This window comes from Oxynema mangrovii CENA135, from assembly GCF_016632315.1.
GTDB lineage: Bacteria > Cyanobacteriota > Cyanobacteriia > Cyanobacteriales > Laspinemataceae > Oxynema > Oxynema aestuarii.
In genome coordinates, this window is the sequence record NZ_JAEOXH010000001.1 from 3,137,600 (window position 1) to 3,155,099 (window position 17,500).

Annotated in this window: 19 protein-coding genes; all 19 read right to left on the reverse strand. The window is 41.0% G+C overall.

What is annotated here, in order from left to right; translation table 11 throughout:
* Positions 1–2 precede the first annotated feature (2 nt).
* Positions 3–1,061 carry a pseudaminic acid synthase gene (gene pseI, locus JJD41_RS12295; protein ID WP_200666263.1) on the reverse strand — a complete coding sequence of 353 codons (1,059 nt, stop codon included), beginning with the start codon at positions 1,059–1,061 and terminating at the stop codon, positions 3–5.
* Complete coding sequence (locus JJD41_RS12300) at positions 1,054–1,641, reverse strand: formyltransferase family protein (protein WP_200666265.1); 588 nt, start codon at positions 1,639–1,641, stop codon at positions 1,054–1,056. Before JJD41_RS12300 ends, pseI begins: the two co-directional genes overlap by 8 nt.
* Before the next feature lie 51 nt (positions 1,642–1,692).
* Positions 1,693–2,718 (reverse strand): UDP-2,4-diacetamido-2,4,6-trideoxy-beta-L-altropyranose hydrolase, encoded by a 1,026-nt coding sequence (gene pseG / locus JJD41_RS12305; RefSeq protein ID WP_200666267.1) that lies wholly within the window; start codon positions 2,716–2,718, stop codon positions 1,693–1,695.
* On the reverse strand, positions 2,718–3,047 hold the full coding sequence (locus tag JJD41_RS12310) for a pseudaminic acid biosynthesis-associated methylase (RefSeq protein ID WP_200666270.1): 330 nt from the start codon (positions 3,045–3,047) through the stop codon (positions 2,718–2,720). The genes pseG and JJD41_RS12310 overlap by 1 nt, the downstream gene beginning before the upstream one ends.
* 20 nt (positions 3,048–3,067) lie before the next feature.
* Positions 3,068–3,376 carry a class I SAM-dependent methyltransferase gene (locus JJD41_RS12315; RefSeq protein WP_200666272.1) on the reverse strand — a complete coding sequence of 103 codons (309 nt, stop codon included), beginning with the start codon at positions 3,374–3,376 and terminating at the stop codon, positions 3,068–3,070.
* On the reverse strand, positions 3,366–4,103 hold the full coding sequence (locus JJD41_RS12320; protein WP_255547281.1) for a cytidylyltransferase domain-containing protein: 738 nt from the start codon (positions 4,101–4,103) through the stop codon (positions 3,366–3,368). The genes JJD41_RS12315 and JJD41_RS12320 overlap by 11 nt, the downstream gene beginning before the upstream one ends.
* Positions 4,104–4,161: 58 nt before the next feature.
* Positions 4,162–4,392, reverse strand: coding sequence for a UPF0175 family protein (locus JJD41_RS12325; protein WP_200666276.1), 231 nt, complete (start codon positions 4,390–4,392; stop codon positions 4,162–4,164).
* Positions 4,393–4,488: 96 nt separating this feature from the next.
* Positions 4,489–5,382 carry a DUF4910 domain-containing protein gene (locus tag JJD41_RS12330; RefSeq protein WP_255547311.1) on the reverse strand — a complete coding sequence of 298 codons (894 nt, stop codon included), beginning with the start codon at positions 5,380–5,382 and terminating at the stop codon, positions 4,489–4,491.
* 18 nt (positions 5,383–5,400) lie between these two features.
* Positions 5,401–5,796 (reverse strand): DUF2172 domain-containing protein, encoded by a 396-nt coding sequence (locus JJD41_RS12335; protein WP_200666280.1) that lies wholly within the window; start codon positions 5,794–5,796, stop codon positions 5,401–5,403.
* Between the two features lie 146 nt (positions 5,797–5,942).
* Positions 5,943–6,491, reverse strand: a complete 549-nt coding sequence (locus JJD41_RS12340) for an AAC(3) family N-acetyltransferase (protein WP_200667279.1) — start codon at positions 6,489–6,491, stop codon at positions 5,943–5,945.
* A gap of 70 nt (positions 6,492–6,561) precedes the next feature.
* On the reverse strand, positions 6,562–7,764 hold the full coding sequence (gene pseC, locus JJD41_RS12345; protein ID WP_200666282.1) for a UDP-4-amino-4,6-dideoxy-N-acetyl-beta-L-altrosamine transaminase: 1,203 nt from the start codon (positions 7,762–7,764) through the stop codon (positions 6,562–6,564).
* Positions 7,764–8,759 carry a UDP-N-acetylglucosamine 4,6-dehydratase (inverting) gene (pseB, locus tag JJD41_RS12350; RefSeq protein WP_234488612.1) on the reverse strand — a complete coding sequence of 332 codons (996 nt, stop codon included), beginning with the start codon at positions 8,757–8,759 and terminating at the stop codon, positions 7,764–7,766. Before pseB ends, pseC begins: the two co-directional genes overlap by 1 nt.
* 122 nt (positions 8,760–8,881) lie before the next feature.
* The gene (locus tag JJD41_RS12355) at positions 8,882–10,981 is read right to left on the reverse strand and encodes a right-handed parallel beta-helix repeat-containing protein (RefSeq protein WP_200666284.1); all 2,100 of its coding nucleotides are present in this window, start codon (positions 10,979–10,981) and stop codon (positions 8,882–8,884) included.
* 104 nt (positions 10,982–11,085) lie between these two features.
* Positions 11,086–12,894: an ABC transporter ATP-binding protein gene (locus tag JJD41_RS12360; protein WP_200666286.1), complete on the reverse strand. Its 1,809-nt coding sequence runs from the start codon at positions 12,892–12,894 to the stop codon at positions 11,086–11,088.
* Between the two features lie 399 nt (positions 12,895–13,293).
* Positions 13,294–14,352, reverse strand: coding sequence for a zinc-dependent dehydrogenase (locus JJD41_RS12365; protein ID WP_200666288.1), 1,059 nt, complete (start codon positions 14,350–14,352; stop codon positions 13,294–13,296).
* 49 nt (positions 14,353–14,401) lie between these two features.
* Complete coding sequence (locus JJD41_RS12370) at positions 14,402–15,079, reverse strand: Uma2 family endonuclease (protein WP_200666290.1); 678 nt, start codon at positions 15,077–15,079, stop codon at positions 14,402–14,404.
* A gap of 78 nt (positions 15,080–15,157) precedes the next feature.
* On the reverse strand, positions 15,158–16,003 hold the full coding sequence (locus JJD41_RS12375; RefSeq protein ID WP_200666293.1) for a DUF2887 domain-containing protein: 846 nt from the start codon (positions 16,001–16,003) through the stop codon (positions 15,158–15,160).
* A gap of 124 nt (positions 16,004–16,127) precedes the next feature.
* Positions 16,128–17,072 carry a DUF2887 domain-containing protein gene (locus JJD41_RS12380; RefSeq protein WP_200666295.1) on the reverse strand — a complete coding sequence of 315 codons (945 nt, stop codon included), beginning with the start codon at positions 17,070–17,072 and terminating at the stop codon, positions 16,128–16,130.
* Positions 17,073–17,123: 51 nt separating this feature from the next.
* Positions 17,124–17,486, reverse strand: a complete 363-nt coding sequence (locus JJD41_RS12385) for a DUF1823 family protein (protein ID WP_200666297.1) — start codon at positions 17,484–17,486, stop codon at positions 17,124–17,126.
* Positions 17,487–17,500: the final 14 nt, after the last annotated feature.

Here is a 17,500-nt window from a genome sequence, read left to right on the forward strand (position 1 = left end):
TATTACTTCAATAATTCAAAAGACAAAGGGGTTCCCCCTTTAATATCTTTCTTAACAGTTAAACCTAGTAATGATTCTAAATACTTGGGTGGTAAACCCAACCCTGGACGAATTGCTCTAACATTTTCAGTTGTCAACACGTCCCCAGCTTTCATATCTTTAGCCACATATAAACTGCGCCTAAATATTTTAGAGACTTTCTCCGCCTCAGTCGAACCATACTGAACCTGACCCAAAGCCTGCCAAGCTCTTTCGGACTCTACAACAAGTTGCCCCATTTCTTCTGGTTCCATCGAAAAAGCGGAATCAACTCCACCATCTGCACGACGGAGGGTAAAGTGCTTTTCTATGACTGTTGCACCCAGGGCCACACTGGCAATGGCGGCTCCAATACCCATTGTGTGGTCGGAAAGACCCACTTGCACGTTAAAGAGTTCCTGCAAATGAGGAATGGTTAAGAGATTTGTATTTTCTGGAGTAGCGGGATAGGTGCTGGTGCATTTGAGCAAAATAATATCCTGACACCCTGCTTCTCTTGCAGTTCGGACGGTTTCATCTAATTCGGCAACGGTTGCCATTCCTGTAGAAATTATCAGGGGCTTGCCTGTGCTGGCAACTTTGCGAATGAGGGGCAAGTCGGTATTTTCAAAGGAGGCAATTTTGTAGCAAGGCACATCTAAGGATTCGAGAAAATCAACGGCAGTGGCGTCAAAGGGGGTGCTAAAGCCAATGATGCCGAGTTCTTGACAGCGTTTCAGGATGGGTTCATGCCATTCCCAAGGGGTATGGGCTTGTTGATATAGTTCGTAGAGGGAGTGGCCATACCATAAGCTATTGGAGTCATCAATAAAAAACTCCCCTTGCTTAATGTCTAAGGTCATGGTATCGGCAGTGTAGGTTTGCAGCTTGAGTCCATGTGCGCCTGTTTTGGCTGCCGCTTCTACAATTTCTAAGGCTCTTTCTAAAGATTGATTGTGATTGCCGGACATTTCGGCAATAATGAAGGGTGGGTGATTAATACCAATCTGGCGATCGCTAATAAAAATACTGCTCTTATTCATAAGTTTTTTCCTCTATTGCCTTACCTATTAAATTACGAACTGGAGTATCCCATCCCTGAGTCAATAAGTGTTCGTAGGACTGGCGATCTCGTAAGCGATGATACGAGCCACCAGAAGGTTGTACACTTGGCTGTATTTTAGCCTCACGGATATCTGGCCAATATTTTTTTAATAAATTTTCTGCTATATTAGACAGTTTTTCATAACTTGTTCTTAATGTCTCTTCTGGGGTAAAGCTAACCTCCTCTTGAACCAGAATATCTCCCGTATCAATTCCCGGATCTAAATAATGAATTGTAACCCCTTTGGGAGTATTTTCTAAAAAACTCCACAGATTAGGATCGGCTCCTTTATTCCAAGGTAATAACGAAATATGAATATTAATTGCCTTTTTAAAAAATCTTTCTAGAACTTCTTTTTTTAAAATATGTCTATAGCCGTAGCTAATGATAAACTCAACTTTTTGAAATAAATCACTATCTACTGGGATTTTTTCTTCAGTGTATTTCACTTGCTCGCCATAGGTTTCTAAAAAATCGACTAACTCTGGGCGATTTGGTCCTAACAACAATACATTCATATTTGACTTTAAGTAAGGTTTTTATCTTTTGACTGGTTTTAAATTCAAGCGTTAACTCAACAAACTCACTACTTTAAATGATCCTTGACCATCTACTATTTGCTGACTCACTTCTATCATATTTGTTCGTTCTTCTTCCGATTGCAATAGTGTAGAAAGTGTATCAGCCATGTTTTGGGCTTTGACATCTTGATGCCACCCTAGATTAACTACTTGGTTAAGAATTGCTAGTTTTTGCGCGATAGCCCTCTGATTCTCCGCCAAAATCAACAAAATACTCGGCAGACCCATAAAAGCTAGTTCCCAGCAAGTGCTACCCCCAGCAGAAATTGCCACATCTGCCCAAGCCATCAACTCTGGCATATTGGGTACATTCCGTTGTAACTGGATAGGATAACGTGAATCCTGCATAGCCATTTTGAGATTTTCATAATGGGGATTACTTCCTCCCACCACTACTACTGCCTCTAGTTCCTCAACTTCCACAAGCTGTAAAGCTTGAATCACTTTTAGGGTCACATTGTCAGGGTCAGCACCTCCTAAAGTCACTAAAACTTTTTTAGCTATGGGTGGTATGGTTCGCTGCAATCCTCGCCATTGCCAAAACTCCCGCCGCAACAGGGCGTAACGAGTGCCCAGTAATAGCTGAGTATTAGGATCGCGATGCTGATACCATTGCTCATTAGCCGAAATATTTTGATTTAGGACAAAATCAGCATAATAATGTTCCGTGTGTCCGTAATCATCGATAAATAATAGACGTAATCCAGAAGATTTTATAATTTTTTGATAATCGGCACTGAAATGATACCCATCCACCACAAGCCAACTTGCCTCAAACTGATGAGCTAGTGCAGTAGTTTCCTGGGCATCCTCTAAACTCCCTAGTGCTGTTGTCAAGAGGACAACTTCCATTCCTTCTGATTTAAGGCGTTTCTCTAAGGCTGGGACAAAATTTGCCATGATAAAAATAGGCTGTCCTTGGGTGTCTTGCCATGCTTGAGCTAATGCCAAGCAACGCATGACGTGACCTGACCCTATTTGAATAGAAGCATCTACTCGAATTACTAAATTCATTATTCGGTAGTTTTTTCTAGCAAAAACCACGTTAGATCGTCTTGTGAAAAATGGCGATCGCGATGATAAACAAACCCATAATCTATTAGTTGTAAATCTTTAAACCGATCGAGAATTTCTCCAGCAAAATCTCGCTTAAATAATTTACCTTGATGACCTCTGTAAGTCACTTCAACAGGAGTGGGGTTATAATACTCTACCAGACAAATATAGCGATCGCTACTTTGGTAGAGGCAATCGTAAACTTGCTCTAAATAATCAGGATTAATATGGATCAAAACTCCTTTAATTAAAACAAAATCCCATTTGCGTGTAGGGGTAAAATTCAAAATTGATTGATGATAGATTTCTATCTCACCCCCCCCATTTTTTGCAGTTCTTCAACAGCTACATGGTTAATTTCAATCGCAGATACTTTCACTTCTGGTAGGAGTTGTTTTATGGCTTCTATATTTAAGCCTCTATTTGCTCCAAATTCAATCAATGAATTAAATTTTTTGGTTCTAGAAAAAATCTGGGAAAATAAAGCTAAATTACCAGCAATTGAATTCTTCCCTTGATTGCGGTGAGTATATTCATCCCCAAATTCTTGGAGCCAAAATTTTTCTTGTTCCGTCTGAAACTCTGGATTGTGGGGATTCATGGTTTTACTGTCCATAATTTTTCTGTTCTATATGACTATTAATAAAGTACCAGTCTGGATGTTGTTGCAGCAATCCCAAGCAATCTTCTAATGTAAAATACGGTTCGTTAGGATAAACAGTTTCAATTATTTTTTTAATTAACTCAAAATCTTCAGGAGTATCTACTGTCCATCGATGGTGACTACAATCTTCAGAGTAAGTCACATGACCCAAACGATATCGTTGTGGTTGTCGATAAATAAAAGGTGTAACGTGCTCGCGGTCTGGTTGTGCTGTGGCTTCTAAAAAAGCTTGTTCTAATACTGAATAAGAAAACACTTCAGTATCCATCCCTCTAGGATAGGTTCGCTTTATAGAATTTGAGACATAATCATAGTTTGATTGACTTTGCAGATAATAATCAATCACCTGATTTATAACCTGCGGGTCAATTAAGGGACAATCAGAAGTGACTCGAATCACAACATCTGCTTTATGTGCTGTAGCAGCTTGATAATATCTCTCTAAAACATCTTGTTCAGAACCGCGAAAGTAAGCGACTGAGAGACGATCGCATAAATTAACAATTGGATCGTCAGTTTGATTAGTTGTCGTAGCGATGACGATTTCATCGGCTAGTTTAACCCGTCGCAATCTTTCAATTTGGTATTCCAGCAAGGGTTTCCCCAATACCTGCTTTAGTACCTTTCCAGGTAAGCGGGTAGAGGTCATTCTGGCTTGAACAATTATCACGATTCGCATTTAATAATATCCCTTACTTTTCTCCATATCTTGATAACAAAGCTCAGAAATGACAACTTTAGGCATTTTTAATGTCCGATTCTAAATCTTCCACTAATCCACTAAAAACTGAAACATTATAATTGCCAATGACTTCAATAAATTCTCTTTTACTTAAACTTGCTAATTCCGCAGCTTGTCCTGATGTTAAGGTGCCCTTTTCATATAATTTAGCAGCTATCAATAACCGCAATTCCTCGTCGCTTTGTTCAATGTTAGGAAAATTTAGTTGTAAAGTTCGCCGATTCATGGTCATATTTTACTCCCGTATATGACCCATCATCACCTTTCCAGGTAAGAGGGTAGAGGTCATTCTGGCTTGAACAATTACAGGTTTTATGAAGTATTACTGCTCAATCTGCATATCAATTACTTCTAACAGATCTGCATCTATAAGTTTTTGAACAATTGGGATTAGTTGTATAGCTGAAACTCCAATGATTTCAGCAACTTGAATCAGATCGTGTTCTCCATCAGCATAAGCAATTAAATTCATCATATCCCTAACTTGCTTGCCACTTTCTTTGGTTGAAAGAGTTGGATAAAGACCCCGCTTACCTAGTTGTGGTTCACACAATACCTTGATTTTGTATTTAAGATTATATTCCAAAAGTAAAATACATTGTTGTAAAACTTTATAAGCTCCTTGTAATCCTTCTGGACTTATCAGGCTTAAATCATCCAAAGATGTATGATACTCTGTGTATTCTCCGTATTTAGAACGACATATAGAACAAACGGATAAATCAATTCCTGGACTGCAATATTGACGCTCATCACTTCCTCTGTCCAGAAAAGAGTATTGTTTAAAACTAGGAACTTGATGATTAAGAGTATGTAAAGCTACTCTATCTGCCAAAGTGTTTCCTAAACGGGAAGGAATATAAGAATAAGTGCGATCATTCCCAACACAAGTAACCACAAAACCAGCGATCGTGTTCTGTTTCAGATATTCCCAATGTTTACTCAAATAAACAATGGAACCAATGGTTTCTGGTATAAACACAATCCGATAAGTGTAGCGGTTAGAGCTTTGGTTTAAAAGATATTCAGCTAAAGCTGTTGTCACTACAGGACCAGATAATTCATTATTCGCCTTTGAGGGATGACAAATATAGGTAGATAAAAGAATTTCTTGTTCTGTTTCTCCAGGAATAATCAATTCGCCATAAGTTAAATTACCAGGCTGGAGGCTGGAATCAATTTTGACATAATATTTAGCTTGGGGATTTTGACGCAGTTCATTACGCTGATTTTCTCACACACAAAACCCCCAACGCCGTTTATAGTAAGAAGTAATGTAGGGAATCGCTGTAGGCTGTTCAGGAAGAGAGAATAAATGTCGATCCAGTTCTTCAAAAGTTATCCAGCAATCTACCGGATCTGAATAACCAACAACATGAAGGTTATTTTGAGAAAAATCAACTATTTTCAGACCCTGATCATCAGAAATAAAAGCATCTTTAATATTCCATTCATCCGGTACAGTCCAGTCAAAGGCTTTTGTACCGGATGGAACTTCATGAATCTTAAGAGTTGGCAACAGATTTTGGAAATAATTTAGAGTTTGACGCACTCCATTTCCTGTGATGCTACGGCATATTGGAAATAAATCAGTTGCCCACTGATACATTTTTAAGCCCAATTCGTTCATTTATCTTCACCTTCTATGCGATACAGCAACCCCTTAGCTTTTCCCGATGCTATGATTTCTGAAACAAAGTCAAACATTTTTTGTGCAGATACTACTCTTAATCCACAATCTTCGCTAGGTCTATAGCCAGAGTATAAACCTTTTTTCTACATTAATTCTCCCGCTGGATTTACATGAGTTATTACACCAGCTTCAATATTCCTGACAAATAATCCATACATTCTGAGTTCCTTACATCCATTTAAATCTGTGTATTCTCCAGTAAAAGTTTTATGATATCTGTAAGAAACACAGTTCATTTCCTCAATGTGATGATAGAAAGTCATGCTGTTTTGATCGGGTAAATCCAAAACTGCTATTTTTCCATTCATTTCGCGAAGAATTGCAAAAGGTGAATCCTCACCATAGCCACTAAAGTTATTAATTTCTCTAAATTTTTCAGATTGATTTCCTATAACTGCAAATGAGTAAATCGGATGACCTGTCCTGATTGCATTGGGATGCTTTCTCGCTACTTCCGTAAGAATTCCCATTTGAGAAGGTGTATTTTTGTAGTCAAAAGGAATACCCTTGGTAAAGTCAAAATTAAATAAAGGCAACAATAATGTTCCTGATGAACCAACAGCTTCAAGAAAAGAATCAAGAATCGTATCAGGACTAATTTTTACCCCTTGTTTTATGAGTTTTTTTTTAATGTTCTTTTTAAACTGCTATGAATTAATACTGTATGGCCTGGGTTAATCCCAGCTTTCTGCCATTCGTTTGCTAACTGTTTGACAACCATGTTTTACCTACAATTTGTTTTTTTATAACAGCATTTAAAGCTAAAATCACTGCCTTCTGGTCTGCTTCCGTTAAGTCGTAGTACAAAGGAAGACTGATGGCTTCCTGATAGTATTGTTCTGCTTGAGGAAAATCACCCAATTTAAAACCTAATTTTTCATAATAGGGCTGAGTATGAACAGGAATATAGTGCAAATTAACGCCTATCCCAGCCTGTCGTAATTCCTCAAATACTTGTCGATGAGTTTTAGCAATTTTATCCAGTTGCAGGCGAATGACATAAAGATGCCAGCTAGATTCCGTATCAGAATGTTGCCACGGTAAAGTCACAGGTAAATTGGCCAACATCTGATTATAGCGATCGCTCAAAAGACGACGACGGGACACAAACTTATCTAAACGCTGCATTTGACTCGCACCCAATGCCGCTTGAATGTCTGTGATGCGGTAGTTAAACCCCAACTCTAGCTGCTGGTAATACCACAACCCCTGCGACTCCCCCTGCATTAGATCAGGATTGCGCGTAATCCCGTGAGTTCGCAAGCGAATCAGCTTCTCATACAAGTCCGAGCGATTTGTCACCACCATGCCCCCTTCTCCAGTAGTGATAATCTTCACCGGATGAAAGCTAAACACGGCCATGTCTGAAAACTGACAATTCCCTACCGGACTGCCTTGATATTTCGCCCCGATCGCATGAGAAGCATCTTCTAAAACTGTACAACCATACTTTCGCGATAAAGCCCCTATCTTTTCCATCTCACAAGATTGTCCTGCCAGATGAACGGGGACAACCACCTTGGGCAGTTTCCCTTCCCGTTCAGCCTGAGTGAGTTTCTGTTCTAAGGCTGCCACACTCAGATTGTAAGTCTGGGGGTCAATGTCCACAAAATCGACATTTGCACCACAATATAACCCACAATTTGCTGAAGCGACAAAAGTATTGGGAGAAGTCCACAGAATATCTCCTGCACCTAAACCTGCGGCTAAACAAGCAATATGTAATGCGGCGGTGGCACTGGAAACAGCCACAGCATACTTGACCCCGCAATACTCAGCCACAGACTGCTCAAATCCTTCTATAGCAGGCCCTTGAGTTAGCCAATCTGATCGCAGCACTTCGATTACAGCATCGATATCTTGCTGATTGATGTTTTGCCGTCCGTAGGGAATAAACTTACTCATTATTGTTTAAGCATCTCAAGTAGTTGCACAGGAGATAGCCATTCTGTATTGTTATCAGAACTGTACTCAAATTCTTCTGGCACGGGAACGCCTTTTTCTCCCAAAGCATTCGAGCTAAAATCTACCTTACTGCTAAATTGGATAGTCGGAGTAATCACATAATGGTCAGAAAACTCCCAAGTTAAATGATAGTCATCTTTAGGACACATCACCTCATGGAGTTTTTCCCCAGGACGAATACCTATAACTTTGGTGGGAATTCCTGGGGCTAGGGCTTCGGCTAAATCAGTAATCTTCATGGATGGAATTTTGGGAACAAATATTTCTCCACCCTGCATCCTCTGAAGATTTTTAATTACAAAATCTACACCCTGTGGCAGCGTAATCCAAAATCGAGTCATGCGGGGATCGGTAATCGGAATTTCCGTTGCTCTTTCCCGTACCAACCTCTGAAAGAATGGCACTACCGAACCCCTAGAACCAACCACATTGCCATATCGCACTACCGCAAAGCGAGTTTTCAGTTCCCCAACTACATTATTAGCAGCAACAAATAATTTATCCGATGCCAACTTAGTTGCCCCATAAAGGTTAATGGGATTGGCAGCCTTATCAGTGGAAAGGGCAATGACTTTTTCTACCCCACAAGCCATTGCTGCATCAATGACATTGCTGGCTCCATTAATATTGGTTTTAATACATTCCATCGGGTTATATTCAGCGATGGGAACGTGCTTTAAGGCAGCCGCATGAATGACATAATCTACATTTCGCATCGCGAGGGTAAGGCGATCTCTGTCTCGCACATCCCCGATAAAAAAGCGCATACAATCTTGGGGAAAAGCCTGCGCCATTTCATACTGCTTTAACTCATCCCGTGAATAGACAATGATTTTTTTAGGCTGATAGTTGGCCAATAACGTAGAGACACAGTGCTTCCCAAATGAACCGGTACCGCCTGTAATTAAAATAGATTTATTGTTAAATTCCATCATAGAAAATATTGCTACAAATTATGACAATTTTATTTAGTTTTTATCAAGTTGATTGAAAATTTATTTTGATTTTTGAAAAACAACTTTTTTTATATACACTGATATTATCCTACATTTTTAAACTAAATAGGCTGAAAACCTAGCTTAAATGCTGGTGATTGTAAACTTAAAGTAAAATTATCTTTGTCAATGTCTACAAAGAGTGGATCCTTAATTAATGAGTGGTTATCCATTCCTTTTTTTTGCCAATCATTCCAATCCATCCCATTAGGCTGAATTATTCCATTTTCATTCCAGTAAAGATTGTAGTCAAATACAAATCCATCATTTCCGTGAGGAGATACAAATAAATCTCCTTCAGACCAATACACAATATTCCGCTCAAAAGTAAAACTTAAATGATTTTCTTCTTTTAGGCGTCGAAGCTGGAATACTCGACCCAAACAAAAAATATTGTTGCGAATAATATTTTCTCTTCCATAGTGTAAATTCAAACCCGCATAGGTTCGATAAACCAAGTTGTTTTCTATAAGGATTTGAGAACTCCCTTGATCCAAGTGAATTCCGAACCCACCATTACGCAAACCATCCACATCATGTATTAGATTAGAAATAATTTGAGTGCCTGGCTGTACGCCTAAAACATAAATAGCTCCAAAATCTTTTAGAATTGGACCGTCACCATTTAAAAGCTTTCCTATATGATGAATGTGATTTTTCTTGATTATATTATCTCTTACTTTCGTATTCTGATAATGCCAATTCCAACCTACACTCACTCCCGTATAGTAGAAATTGTAAATGTGATTACCAGCGATCAAATTTCGATAACTTTGTCCAACCCAAATTCCTACAGCACTATGAAAAATTTTACCTCCATCATATATGTGGCATTCAGTTACTTGATTATCATAGGTGTCTGGACTTTCAGTATTATAAGCAATTGATTCACCAATTTTAACTCCACCTGCTCCTAAGTCAAAAAGTTCGCATCGAATAACCTGATTAGAGTAACACCCACGAGACAACTCAATTGCATAGTTGCTGATATGTGATATTTTGCATTCTTCTATATTGCAATAACGAATACCTTCGCCCTGTAATGCTCCAGGAACATTATTCGCTGATTGGATAGATCCGAGGACATCAGGATGAGGCCAAGGTCCGACTCTGGGGTAAGGAGCTACTTGAAAATTATCAGAATAATACCATTCAGCATGGTTGAAATTTAATTGTCTAAAGGTCAGATATTCAATAAATTTATTTTGATCGGGTTTTCCTTCAAATTTAATAATAAAATCATGTAGAGGAGCAATAAACTCTGCATTCTCTATATTTTCACCATCTCTCGGTAAATAGTAAATTTTTCCACTTTTTTGATTTAAATACCATTCACCAGGATTTTCTAAAATTTCTAAACAATTTTCAATATAGTAGGGATCTTTTCTATCGATCTGAAATACACTACGATTACTGAAATTAATAAGCTGTTTTTCTTCATCCACAGTGGTAATAGGTAAGCGAGATTCTACCCAGCGAGTCATAATGACTACTTCAGCATCAGAGATCGATGCCCACGCTTTCACATCGCCCCTATGAAAACGAAAGCGCGTTTGTCCTTCGTGCCATTTTGTTTGAGATGTAACATCAGGTACGTTGGCTACTTGTAAATAACCATGTTTTGGGTAGCGGGATCGAATACATCTTTCTCCATTGACCCAAAGTTGTCGAAAAAACCACTTTCCTTCTCTAACCTGCGAAATGTCGGAAACCCAAAGTATTCTTCCATTAACTGATTCTTGTCTAAAGTCTACAATTCTTCGCCCCCCACTAATAATTACATTTTCATTTGGATAACATAGATAAACAATAGGGCAGTTTTCCGTACCCGAATCTTCAGGCGTAAAAACCCAAGGTTCAGTTAAAAAATAAATTCCCTCCCGGATAAAAACGGTAACTTCATTTGTAAGATTGCCATTTTGCCGGTACTTGATCTCACGAATAGCATCCCTTGCTCTTTGAATTGTTGCAAATGGTCCATCGCTATTCATCCTATTGGGGTTGGCTAATGTTCCCGACCAAGCATCATTGCCATCAAGCGCTACATAAAAAACTATTTTATCCCCATTCGAGGACAGGGTTGATTTGGTTAATTTTATATGAAAATTATCTCTCAATATCGCAGCATTCACTTTATGTGAAACACTTGCTAACCAAGCCAAAGTTATCCAGCTTATAAAAGTTCGACGATCCATAACTAAACTGATTTTATGAATGAAAACCTCAGCTTACTTCATTAGATATATATAGATATGCACTAATTGAGTTAATTGATTGAATTAACCACCTGAGCCATACGCTGAAATTCTTGATTACGTTGACAGAGTTCATCATAAGTGCCTGAATCTACAATTTCCCCCTGATTCATAAAATAAAGGCGATCGCAATTTTTCACTGTACTCAAACGGTGAGCGATCATAATTAGAGTTTTCTCCCCGCTTAACTTCTCCACAGCTTCCATGACCCCAGCTTCAGTTTGGTTATCTAAAGCTGCTGTTGCCTCATCCATAACCAAAACCTCTGGATTATGATACAAAGCTCTGGCAATACCAACCCGTTGCCTCTGCCCCCCTGACAACCTCACCCCTCGTTCCCCTACCAAGGTATCCAACCCTTGAGGTAAACTTTTAATCAATTCAGTTAACTTAGCTGACTTAATTGCAGACTCAATCGAAGCTTCATTAATCTCATGTGCGGGAATGCCAAAAGCAATATTATTTCTCAAAGTGTCATCACACAAATAAATACTTTGGGGAATATAACCGATCGACATCTGCCACGCAGATAAATCATCATGAATATCGCGATTATCCACTAAAACTTGCCCCTGAGTGGGTGGCAATAGCCCCAGAATCACATCTATAATCGTTGTCTTTCCCGCACCCGAAGACCCTACAAACCCTACTGATGTTCCTTTAGGAATGGTCAGAGAAATGCCTCGAAGTGAAGCATCACTAGCACCTGGGTACTGATAAACAACATTTCGTAAGGCGACCGTGGTTTCCAGTCCCTGCCGCCTTACCTTTGTTTTGCTCCAACTTACCCTGTTCTCTTCAACAGCTTTTAGTTCCATGAAATCATGGCAAAGAACATAAACGCTATGAGCGCTAAAACGTATTTGAGTAAGTGCCCTCAAAATCCGATTGATTGACGGCATCAAGCGAAAAGCTGCTGCCGCAAATAAAGATAGGGTTGGAAGTACTGCACTTAAACTTCTCCCTTGAGTCAAAACTGACACCACAATTAACATCAAGCCCACAATGGCGATCGATTCAACAAAAAATCGAGGCAATTGACTTATTACTTGAGAAAACTGTAAAGCCCGACTAAAAGACACATTATGCCTTTGAAACTCATCAATAAACAATTGCTCTCGCCCTAAAACTTTCGCTTCTTTTACCCCTCCCAATCCTTGATTAATCGTTTGAATTACCTGTCCCTGATGATATTGACGCTGCTTACCCAAATGACTTAACTTTAAGCGAACCACGCGATAAAAAATCATCGTTGCTATACCAATTCCTCCTGCTGCTGCTAAAGAAGTCACAGGATCGACAACCAATAAAAATAAAGCAATGCAAGCCAGAATAGTCACTTCAGTCAGTGCCAATAATCCTGGTGTTAGAACAGTAGTAAAAAATTGTGCAGTTTCAGTCGTTAAATTCCGAATTAATTGGGCAGTGTTACGCTGTAAGTGAAAAGTATAGGGACTATATAAATAAGATCGAAATAATCGCGAACACAATTCAACCTGCTTATCATAAATAAAGCGACATTGTACATAGGTCAACCCCGTTAAATAAGCATTTTTAATTAAATAAATTCCAATAAATCCTAAAACAGACCCAATTAAAAACTGTTGCAGTTCAGGTTCGCCAACTACTTGATAAACCCATCGCAACAGTCCTGCTTCTTGAACCCGTTGCGGACTTTCCAGCAGAGATATAAAGGGAAGAACTAAGCCTACTCCTAAAGTCTCAAAGCCAGCCCCAATCAGAATCAGGATAAAAAGCCCTACGATTTGCCATCGTTCTCTAGTGGTGAATAAATAGAGTAATCTACTTAAAAAAATCATTAATTGCTATGAGGAATAGTTAACTTGATTTATATTGAACTCACTTAACTTTTGGATAAATTATCATGACTCCGAAAAGTAGGATTTAGCTTCAATTATGATATTTTAGCTATGATATTTTAATGTTGAAAAGCCAATCTATTAACTGTCAACTTAAAAAAACTAATAACTCTACAAATCCTAAGTTATTTGTAACAGTAAGTAAATAGAATTTGCATTTGGTTCTAAAGTTTTTCGATTAAGAAATCTATGGGGGATGATCACTCCCACGGAAATAAAAAGTTGAGTGAGTCCGTTAAATAAAAGCATCGACCTTTATTAATCATTCGCTATGTTGTGTTTGTCGTTCTCGACCGACTCAATTTTTTCTGATATTTAATCTGTAAAAGCAAGCTATTCTCAGTCCTTGCCGCCAGCTTCCAGTAAAATCTTATAAGTTTCTGGATTGGGCTGAATCGCCCGGGCTACGGCGCCCGAAAGTTGACTCAGATCGTACTTATCGCTGACCAACTTATCTACATCGATGCGCTTCTCAAACACAATTTGTGCGGCCAAATTTTGCAAACGATAGGAAGAACTGTAGCTCCCCATCAAATCAATTTCACGACGATAGAGAACGTTCGGGTTGAGAGGAATCTCGACTTCATTGGGAAACTCTGCAAAAAATAGGATTTTACCTCCTTTTTTCGTGCAATCCAGTCCTTGGAAAAATGCTTTTTCGCTCGGAACGGCCAAGAGCGTGAGATCGACTCCTAAGCCTCCAGTCAGCTTTTGAACTTTTTGAGGTAAATCGGGGTCTCGGGCGTCTAAAGCCGCTTGGGCGCCCACTTCCAAGGCTTTTTCGATACGGGAGGGTATTAGATCGGTGGCGATCGCCCGCGCCCCAAAATAGCGCAGTAACATCACGAACATCAAGCCAATCGGCCCTGCACCCGTGACCAACACCGTATCCCCTGCTTGCACCCCCGCCTTCTTGATCGCCTTCAAACAGCAATTGGTGGGTTCGACAAAACTCGCTTGCTCGAACGTCACCCCGTCGGGAATCGGAATCAAACCGCCATTGCGGACGATATGACCCGGAACCTTGACATATTCGGCAAAACCGCCCCCACTGGGAGCAAACCCCGCCGTTGTCGTGACATTTTTGTAGGTGTCACACATCGAGAAATTGTCGTTGAGGCAGTAAGCGCAACGCATACAAGGAATGTGATGCATGACGGCAACGCGCTGACCGAGTTCCCATCCTTCCACCTCGTCGCCCATTTTGGCAATCACCCCAGCCATTTCATGTCCGAAGATGCGCGGGGGGTCGTAAAGCGGATAGCAAATTTTTTTAATATCCGACTGACACAATCCCACGACCCTGACGCGGACTAAAACCTCGTCCGCTTCGAGTTCGGGAATGGGGACTTCTTCGTAACTGAGTTGATTGACGCCTCGGAAGACTTGGGCTTTCATCGGCTACAGGGTTAGGCTGGATTCGACGGTTTTTAGGTCTTGGGTTGGGTTAGCCACGGTTCAGACGGGCGACAAACTCCTGATGTTCTGGCGAACTAAGCCCTTGCTGCAGTGCGGCTAACACTTGCTGCATGTTGCCTGTCAGCAAGGCTCGGACATCCAGGCGCAATCCGGGAAAAAACGGACTGGCGCACAGACCCGCCGCATCGGGTTGCTGTTGTCGGTAGGTTCCCTCATCGAGAATATACCAGCGAAACTCGCTTTCTTGCACCACCCAGACCAGATATTCGCGAACGCCATTGCGGCGATAAGCCTGGAGTTTATCATAAAGGTCGTAGGATGCACTACTGCTCGCGACTTCGACGATGAACTCGGGGGCGCCTTCGATGTAGTCGTCTTCACTAATGCGCGATTGTCCGCCGCACGCTTCATCGAGGCGCAGGAGGGCGTCGGGTTGAGGTTCGTTATCGAAATCGAGGCGGACGGTAGCGTTATCGGCGAGCATTACCCCTGGGGTCGCCACTTTATAAGTTCCCAACCAAATCATGAGATTGGCATGAGGTTCGGCATGAGATTTAAGTCTGACAGGAGAGGCCACGTAAACGGTTCCTTCGATTAATTCGGCTTTTTTAAGATGGGGCATGAGGTGATAACGCCGCTCGAATTCGCTGCGCGTGAGGCGATCGCCGTTCTCAAAAGCTGGAATGAATTGACGAGCCGCATTCATAAAATTATCCCTCGCTCGGCTTTCTATATGGGTTGAGGTGGGTTAGGGTGGGCTAAGTTGTACCTACCGACATTTTGCCTACCCTTGATGCGCTTGCAACCAAGCCTCTAAATCTTCAATTCCTTGAAAATCTAACAGCGCTTCCCCCAGAGACTCTAATTGCGGAATCGAAAGACCCCGCACGGTATCGATGCGATCGGGCGTTACTTCTCCAAATCGGCGATCGAGCAGCCGCAAAATCAGATTCGCTCTTCCAAGTTGCTCTCCTTCTTGGCGTCCAATTTCGCGAACTTCCTGATAAAAACGAGTTTGGGTGACATCTGCAGTTTTGAGATCCAACATATTGCGTATCTCCTCAATGCTTAAAGTGGTAAACTTGTTTACCAGTATAGCTTCCACCACATCTAGGTATTTCTCAAACTCTTCGGGCGTTTGGGCGCGGTTTAAAATCGATCGCGCTAATGCAGAAGCTTCCCCATCGGGAACCACCACTAATTTGAGTAGGGATAAATTTGGACTGAGATCTTCTCGGGAAACTAAATCTTCTAAATACAACCGCGTTACTGAACTGGATAACAAGTTTTGATAAGGAACTGGCGAGCCTAAGTTCACTGTTCGATTTCGTAGGATTAGAAACCCTTGCCAAGGCCGGGTAATGTCGTATTGCAGAAAATAGCCAAAGATGCTGGCAAAATACCGGGCGTAAAATCGGCGATCGCTTTCCATTTGCGCTTCGAGAAACACCAATGGCAAATTCAGATCTTCCGAGACCGGGGTCAGTAACCCATCGAGTCGCAGTTCTTTTTTTTGAAACACTGGAACACTATAGTCAAATTCGCAGTCCCGAAGAATCCCTTCTAAGAGTTCAAAAATTAGACTGGGTTGCGTCAAGAAAACCCGATAAAATAGTTTGTCGGTTTTCATTTAACTAATTTTTTCTAAATCATTTGTTCGGTCTTCCAGCATAATTATAGTCCGGTGAGCCAAGCTGCCGGACGATTAGATAACTTTAAAAACGTAGAGTCAGGACACTATCTTGTCCTGACAATTAGGATTCTCCGTTCTCTTGCAACCAGGTGTTAAAATCGCCAATTTCTTGAAAATCTAACAGCGCTTCCCCCAGAGACTCTAATTGGGGAATAGAGAGTTGCCGCACTACAGCAATTTGCTCGGGCGTTACTTCTCCAAATCGGCGAGAGAGCAGCCGTAAAATCAGATTCGCTCTTCCAAGTTGCTCTCCTTCTTGACGTCCTTCTTGGCGTCCTTCCTGGCGTCCTTCTTGGCGTCCTTCTTGGCGTCCTTCTTGACGTCCTTCCTGGCGTCCTTCCTGGCGTCCTTCTTGACGTCCAATCTCGTGAACTTCCTGATAAAAACGAGTTTGGGTGACATCTGCAGTTTTGAGATCCAACATATTGCGTATCTCCTCAATGCTTAAAGTGGTAAACTTATTTACTAGTATAGCTTCCACCACATCTAGGTATTTCTCAAACTCTTCGGGGGTTTGGGCGCGGTTTAAAATCGATCGCGCTAATCCAGAAGCTTCCCCATCGGGAACCACCACTAATTTGAGTAGGGATAAATTCGGACTGAGATTTTCTTGAGAGAGTAAATCTTCTAAATACAACCGCCCCACTGAACTAGATAACAAGTTTTGATAAGGAAGTGGGGAACCTAAGTTCACTGTTCGATTTCGCAGAATTAACAACCCTTGCCAGGGTCGGGTAATGTCGTATTGTAGAAGGTAGCCAAAGATGCTGGAAAAATACCGGGCGTAAAATCGGCGATCGCTTTCCATTTGCGCTTCGAGAAACACCAATGGCAAATTCAGATCTTCCGATACCGGGGTCAGTAACCCATCGAGTCGCAGTTCTTTTTCTTTCACCACTGGAGCGCTATAGTCAAATTCGCAGTCCGGAGGAATGTCTGGCAATAATTCAGCCATTAGACTGGGCTGATTTAAAAAAATTCGATAAAATAACTTATCAGTTTTCATTTTATAAGCCACAAGTAGGGTGGGCAAGATTTTGCCCACCTTACCCTATTTTCAAGCAGATTCCATATAACTGAGGAGCCAGTTAGTCATGGTGGCACGGCGGGTGAGGCGGGGAATCAGTTCGCCGACTTTATAGCCTTTAAACCCGAGTTTTTCTTTTAGTAATTGTTTGTGCTCTTTGGGAATAGAACGGGTTAATTTGACGGTGGCGGGACGACTGGCGATAAAATCTGGAGGTTCGGGATAGTTTTCTTGCCAAAGGGGATCGGTTTGGCTGGCGTCCCAGGTTTGAGTGGTTTCGTCGTAGCGGTAGCCTAAGTAGTACCAAACGAGACGATTGACGGTTTCGTCGTCGAGGTTGTCGTTGAGGATATCCCAGAGTGTTTCTTCGGTTAAGGGGGGAAGTTCGGACATGGTGGAGAATTTTA

Coding starts and splice junctions, on each gene's coding strand:
- pseI (WP_200666263.1), bottom strand. CDS start 1,061: ATGAATAAGAGCAGTATTTTTATTAGCGATCGCCAGATTGGTATTAAT.
- JJD41_RS12300 (WP_200666265.1), bottom strand. CDS start 1,641: ATGAATGTATTGTTGTTAGGACCAAATCGCCCAGAGTTAGTCGATTTT.
- pseG (WP_200666267.1), bottom strand. CDS start 2,718: ATGAATTTAGTAATTCGAGTAGATGCTTCTATTCAAATAGGGTCAGGT.
- JJD41_RS12315 (WP_200666272.1), bottom strand. CDS start 3,376: ATGGACAGTAAAACCATGAATCCCCACAATCCAGAGTTTCAGACGGAA.
- JJD41_RS12320 (WP_255547281.1), bottom strand. CDS start 4,103: ATGCGAATCGTGATAATTGTTCAAGCCAGAATGACCTCTACCCGCTTA.
- JJD41_RS12325 (WP_200666276.1), bottom strand. CDS start 4,392: ATGAATCGGCGAACTTTACAACTAAATTTTCCTAACATTGAACAAAGC.
- JJD41_RS12335 (WP_200666280.1), bottom strand. CDS start 5,796: ATGAACGAATTGGGCTTAAAAATGTATCAGTGGGCAACTGATTTATTT.
- pseC (WP_200666282.1), bottom strand. CDS start 7,764: ATGAGTAAGTTTATTCCCTACGGACGGCAAAACATCAATCAGCAAGAT.
- pseB (WP_234488612.1), bottom strand. CDS start 8,759: ATGATGGAATTTAACAATAAATCTATTTTAATTACAGGCGGTACCGGT.
- JJD41_RS12360 (WP_200666286.1), bottom strand. CDS start 12,894: ATGATTTTTTTAAGTAGATTACTCTATTTATTCACCACTAGAGAACGA.
- JJD41_RS12365 (WP_200666288.1), bottom strand. CDS start 14,352: ATGAAAGCCCAAGTCTTCCGAGGCGTCAATCAACTCAGTTACGAAGAA.
- JJD41_RS12370 (WP_200666290.1), bottom strand. CDS start 15,079: ATGAATGCGGCTCGTCAATTCATTCCAGCTTTTGAGAACGGCGATCGC.
- JJD41_RS12375 (WP_200666293.1), bottom strand. CDS start 16,003: ATGAAAACCGACAAACTATTTTATCGGGTTTTCTTGACGCAACCCAGT.
- JJD41_RS12380 (WP_200666295.1), bottom strand. CDS start 17,072: ATGAAAACTGATAAGTTATTTTATCGAATTTTTTTAAATCAGCCCAGT.
- JJD41_RS12385 (WP_200666297.1), bottom strand. CDS start 17,486: ATGTCCGAACTTCCCCCCTTAACCGAAGAAACACTCTGGGATATCCTC.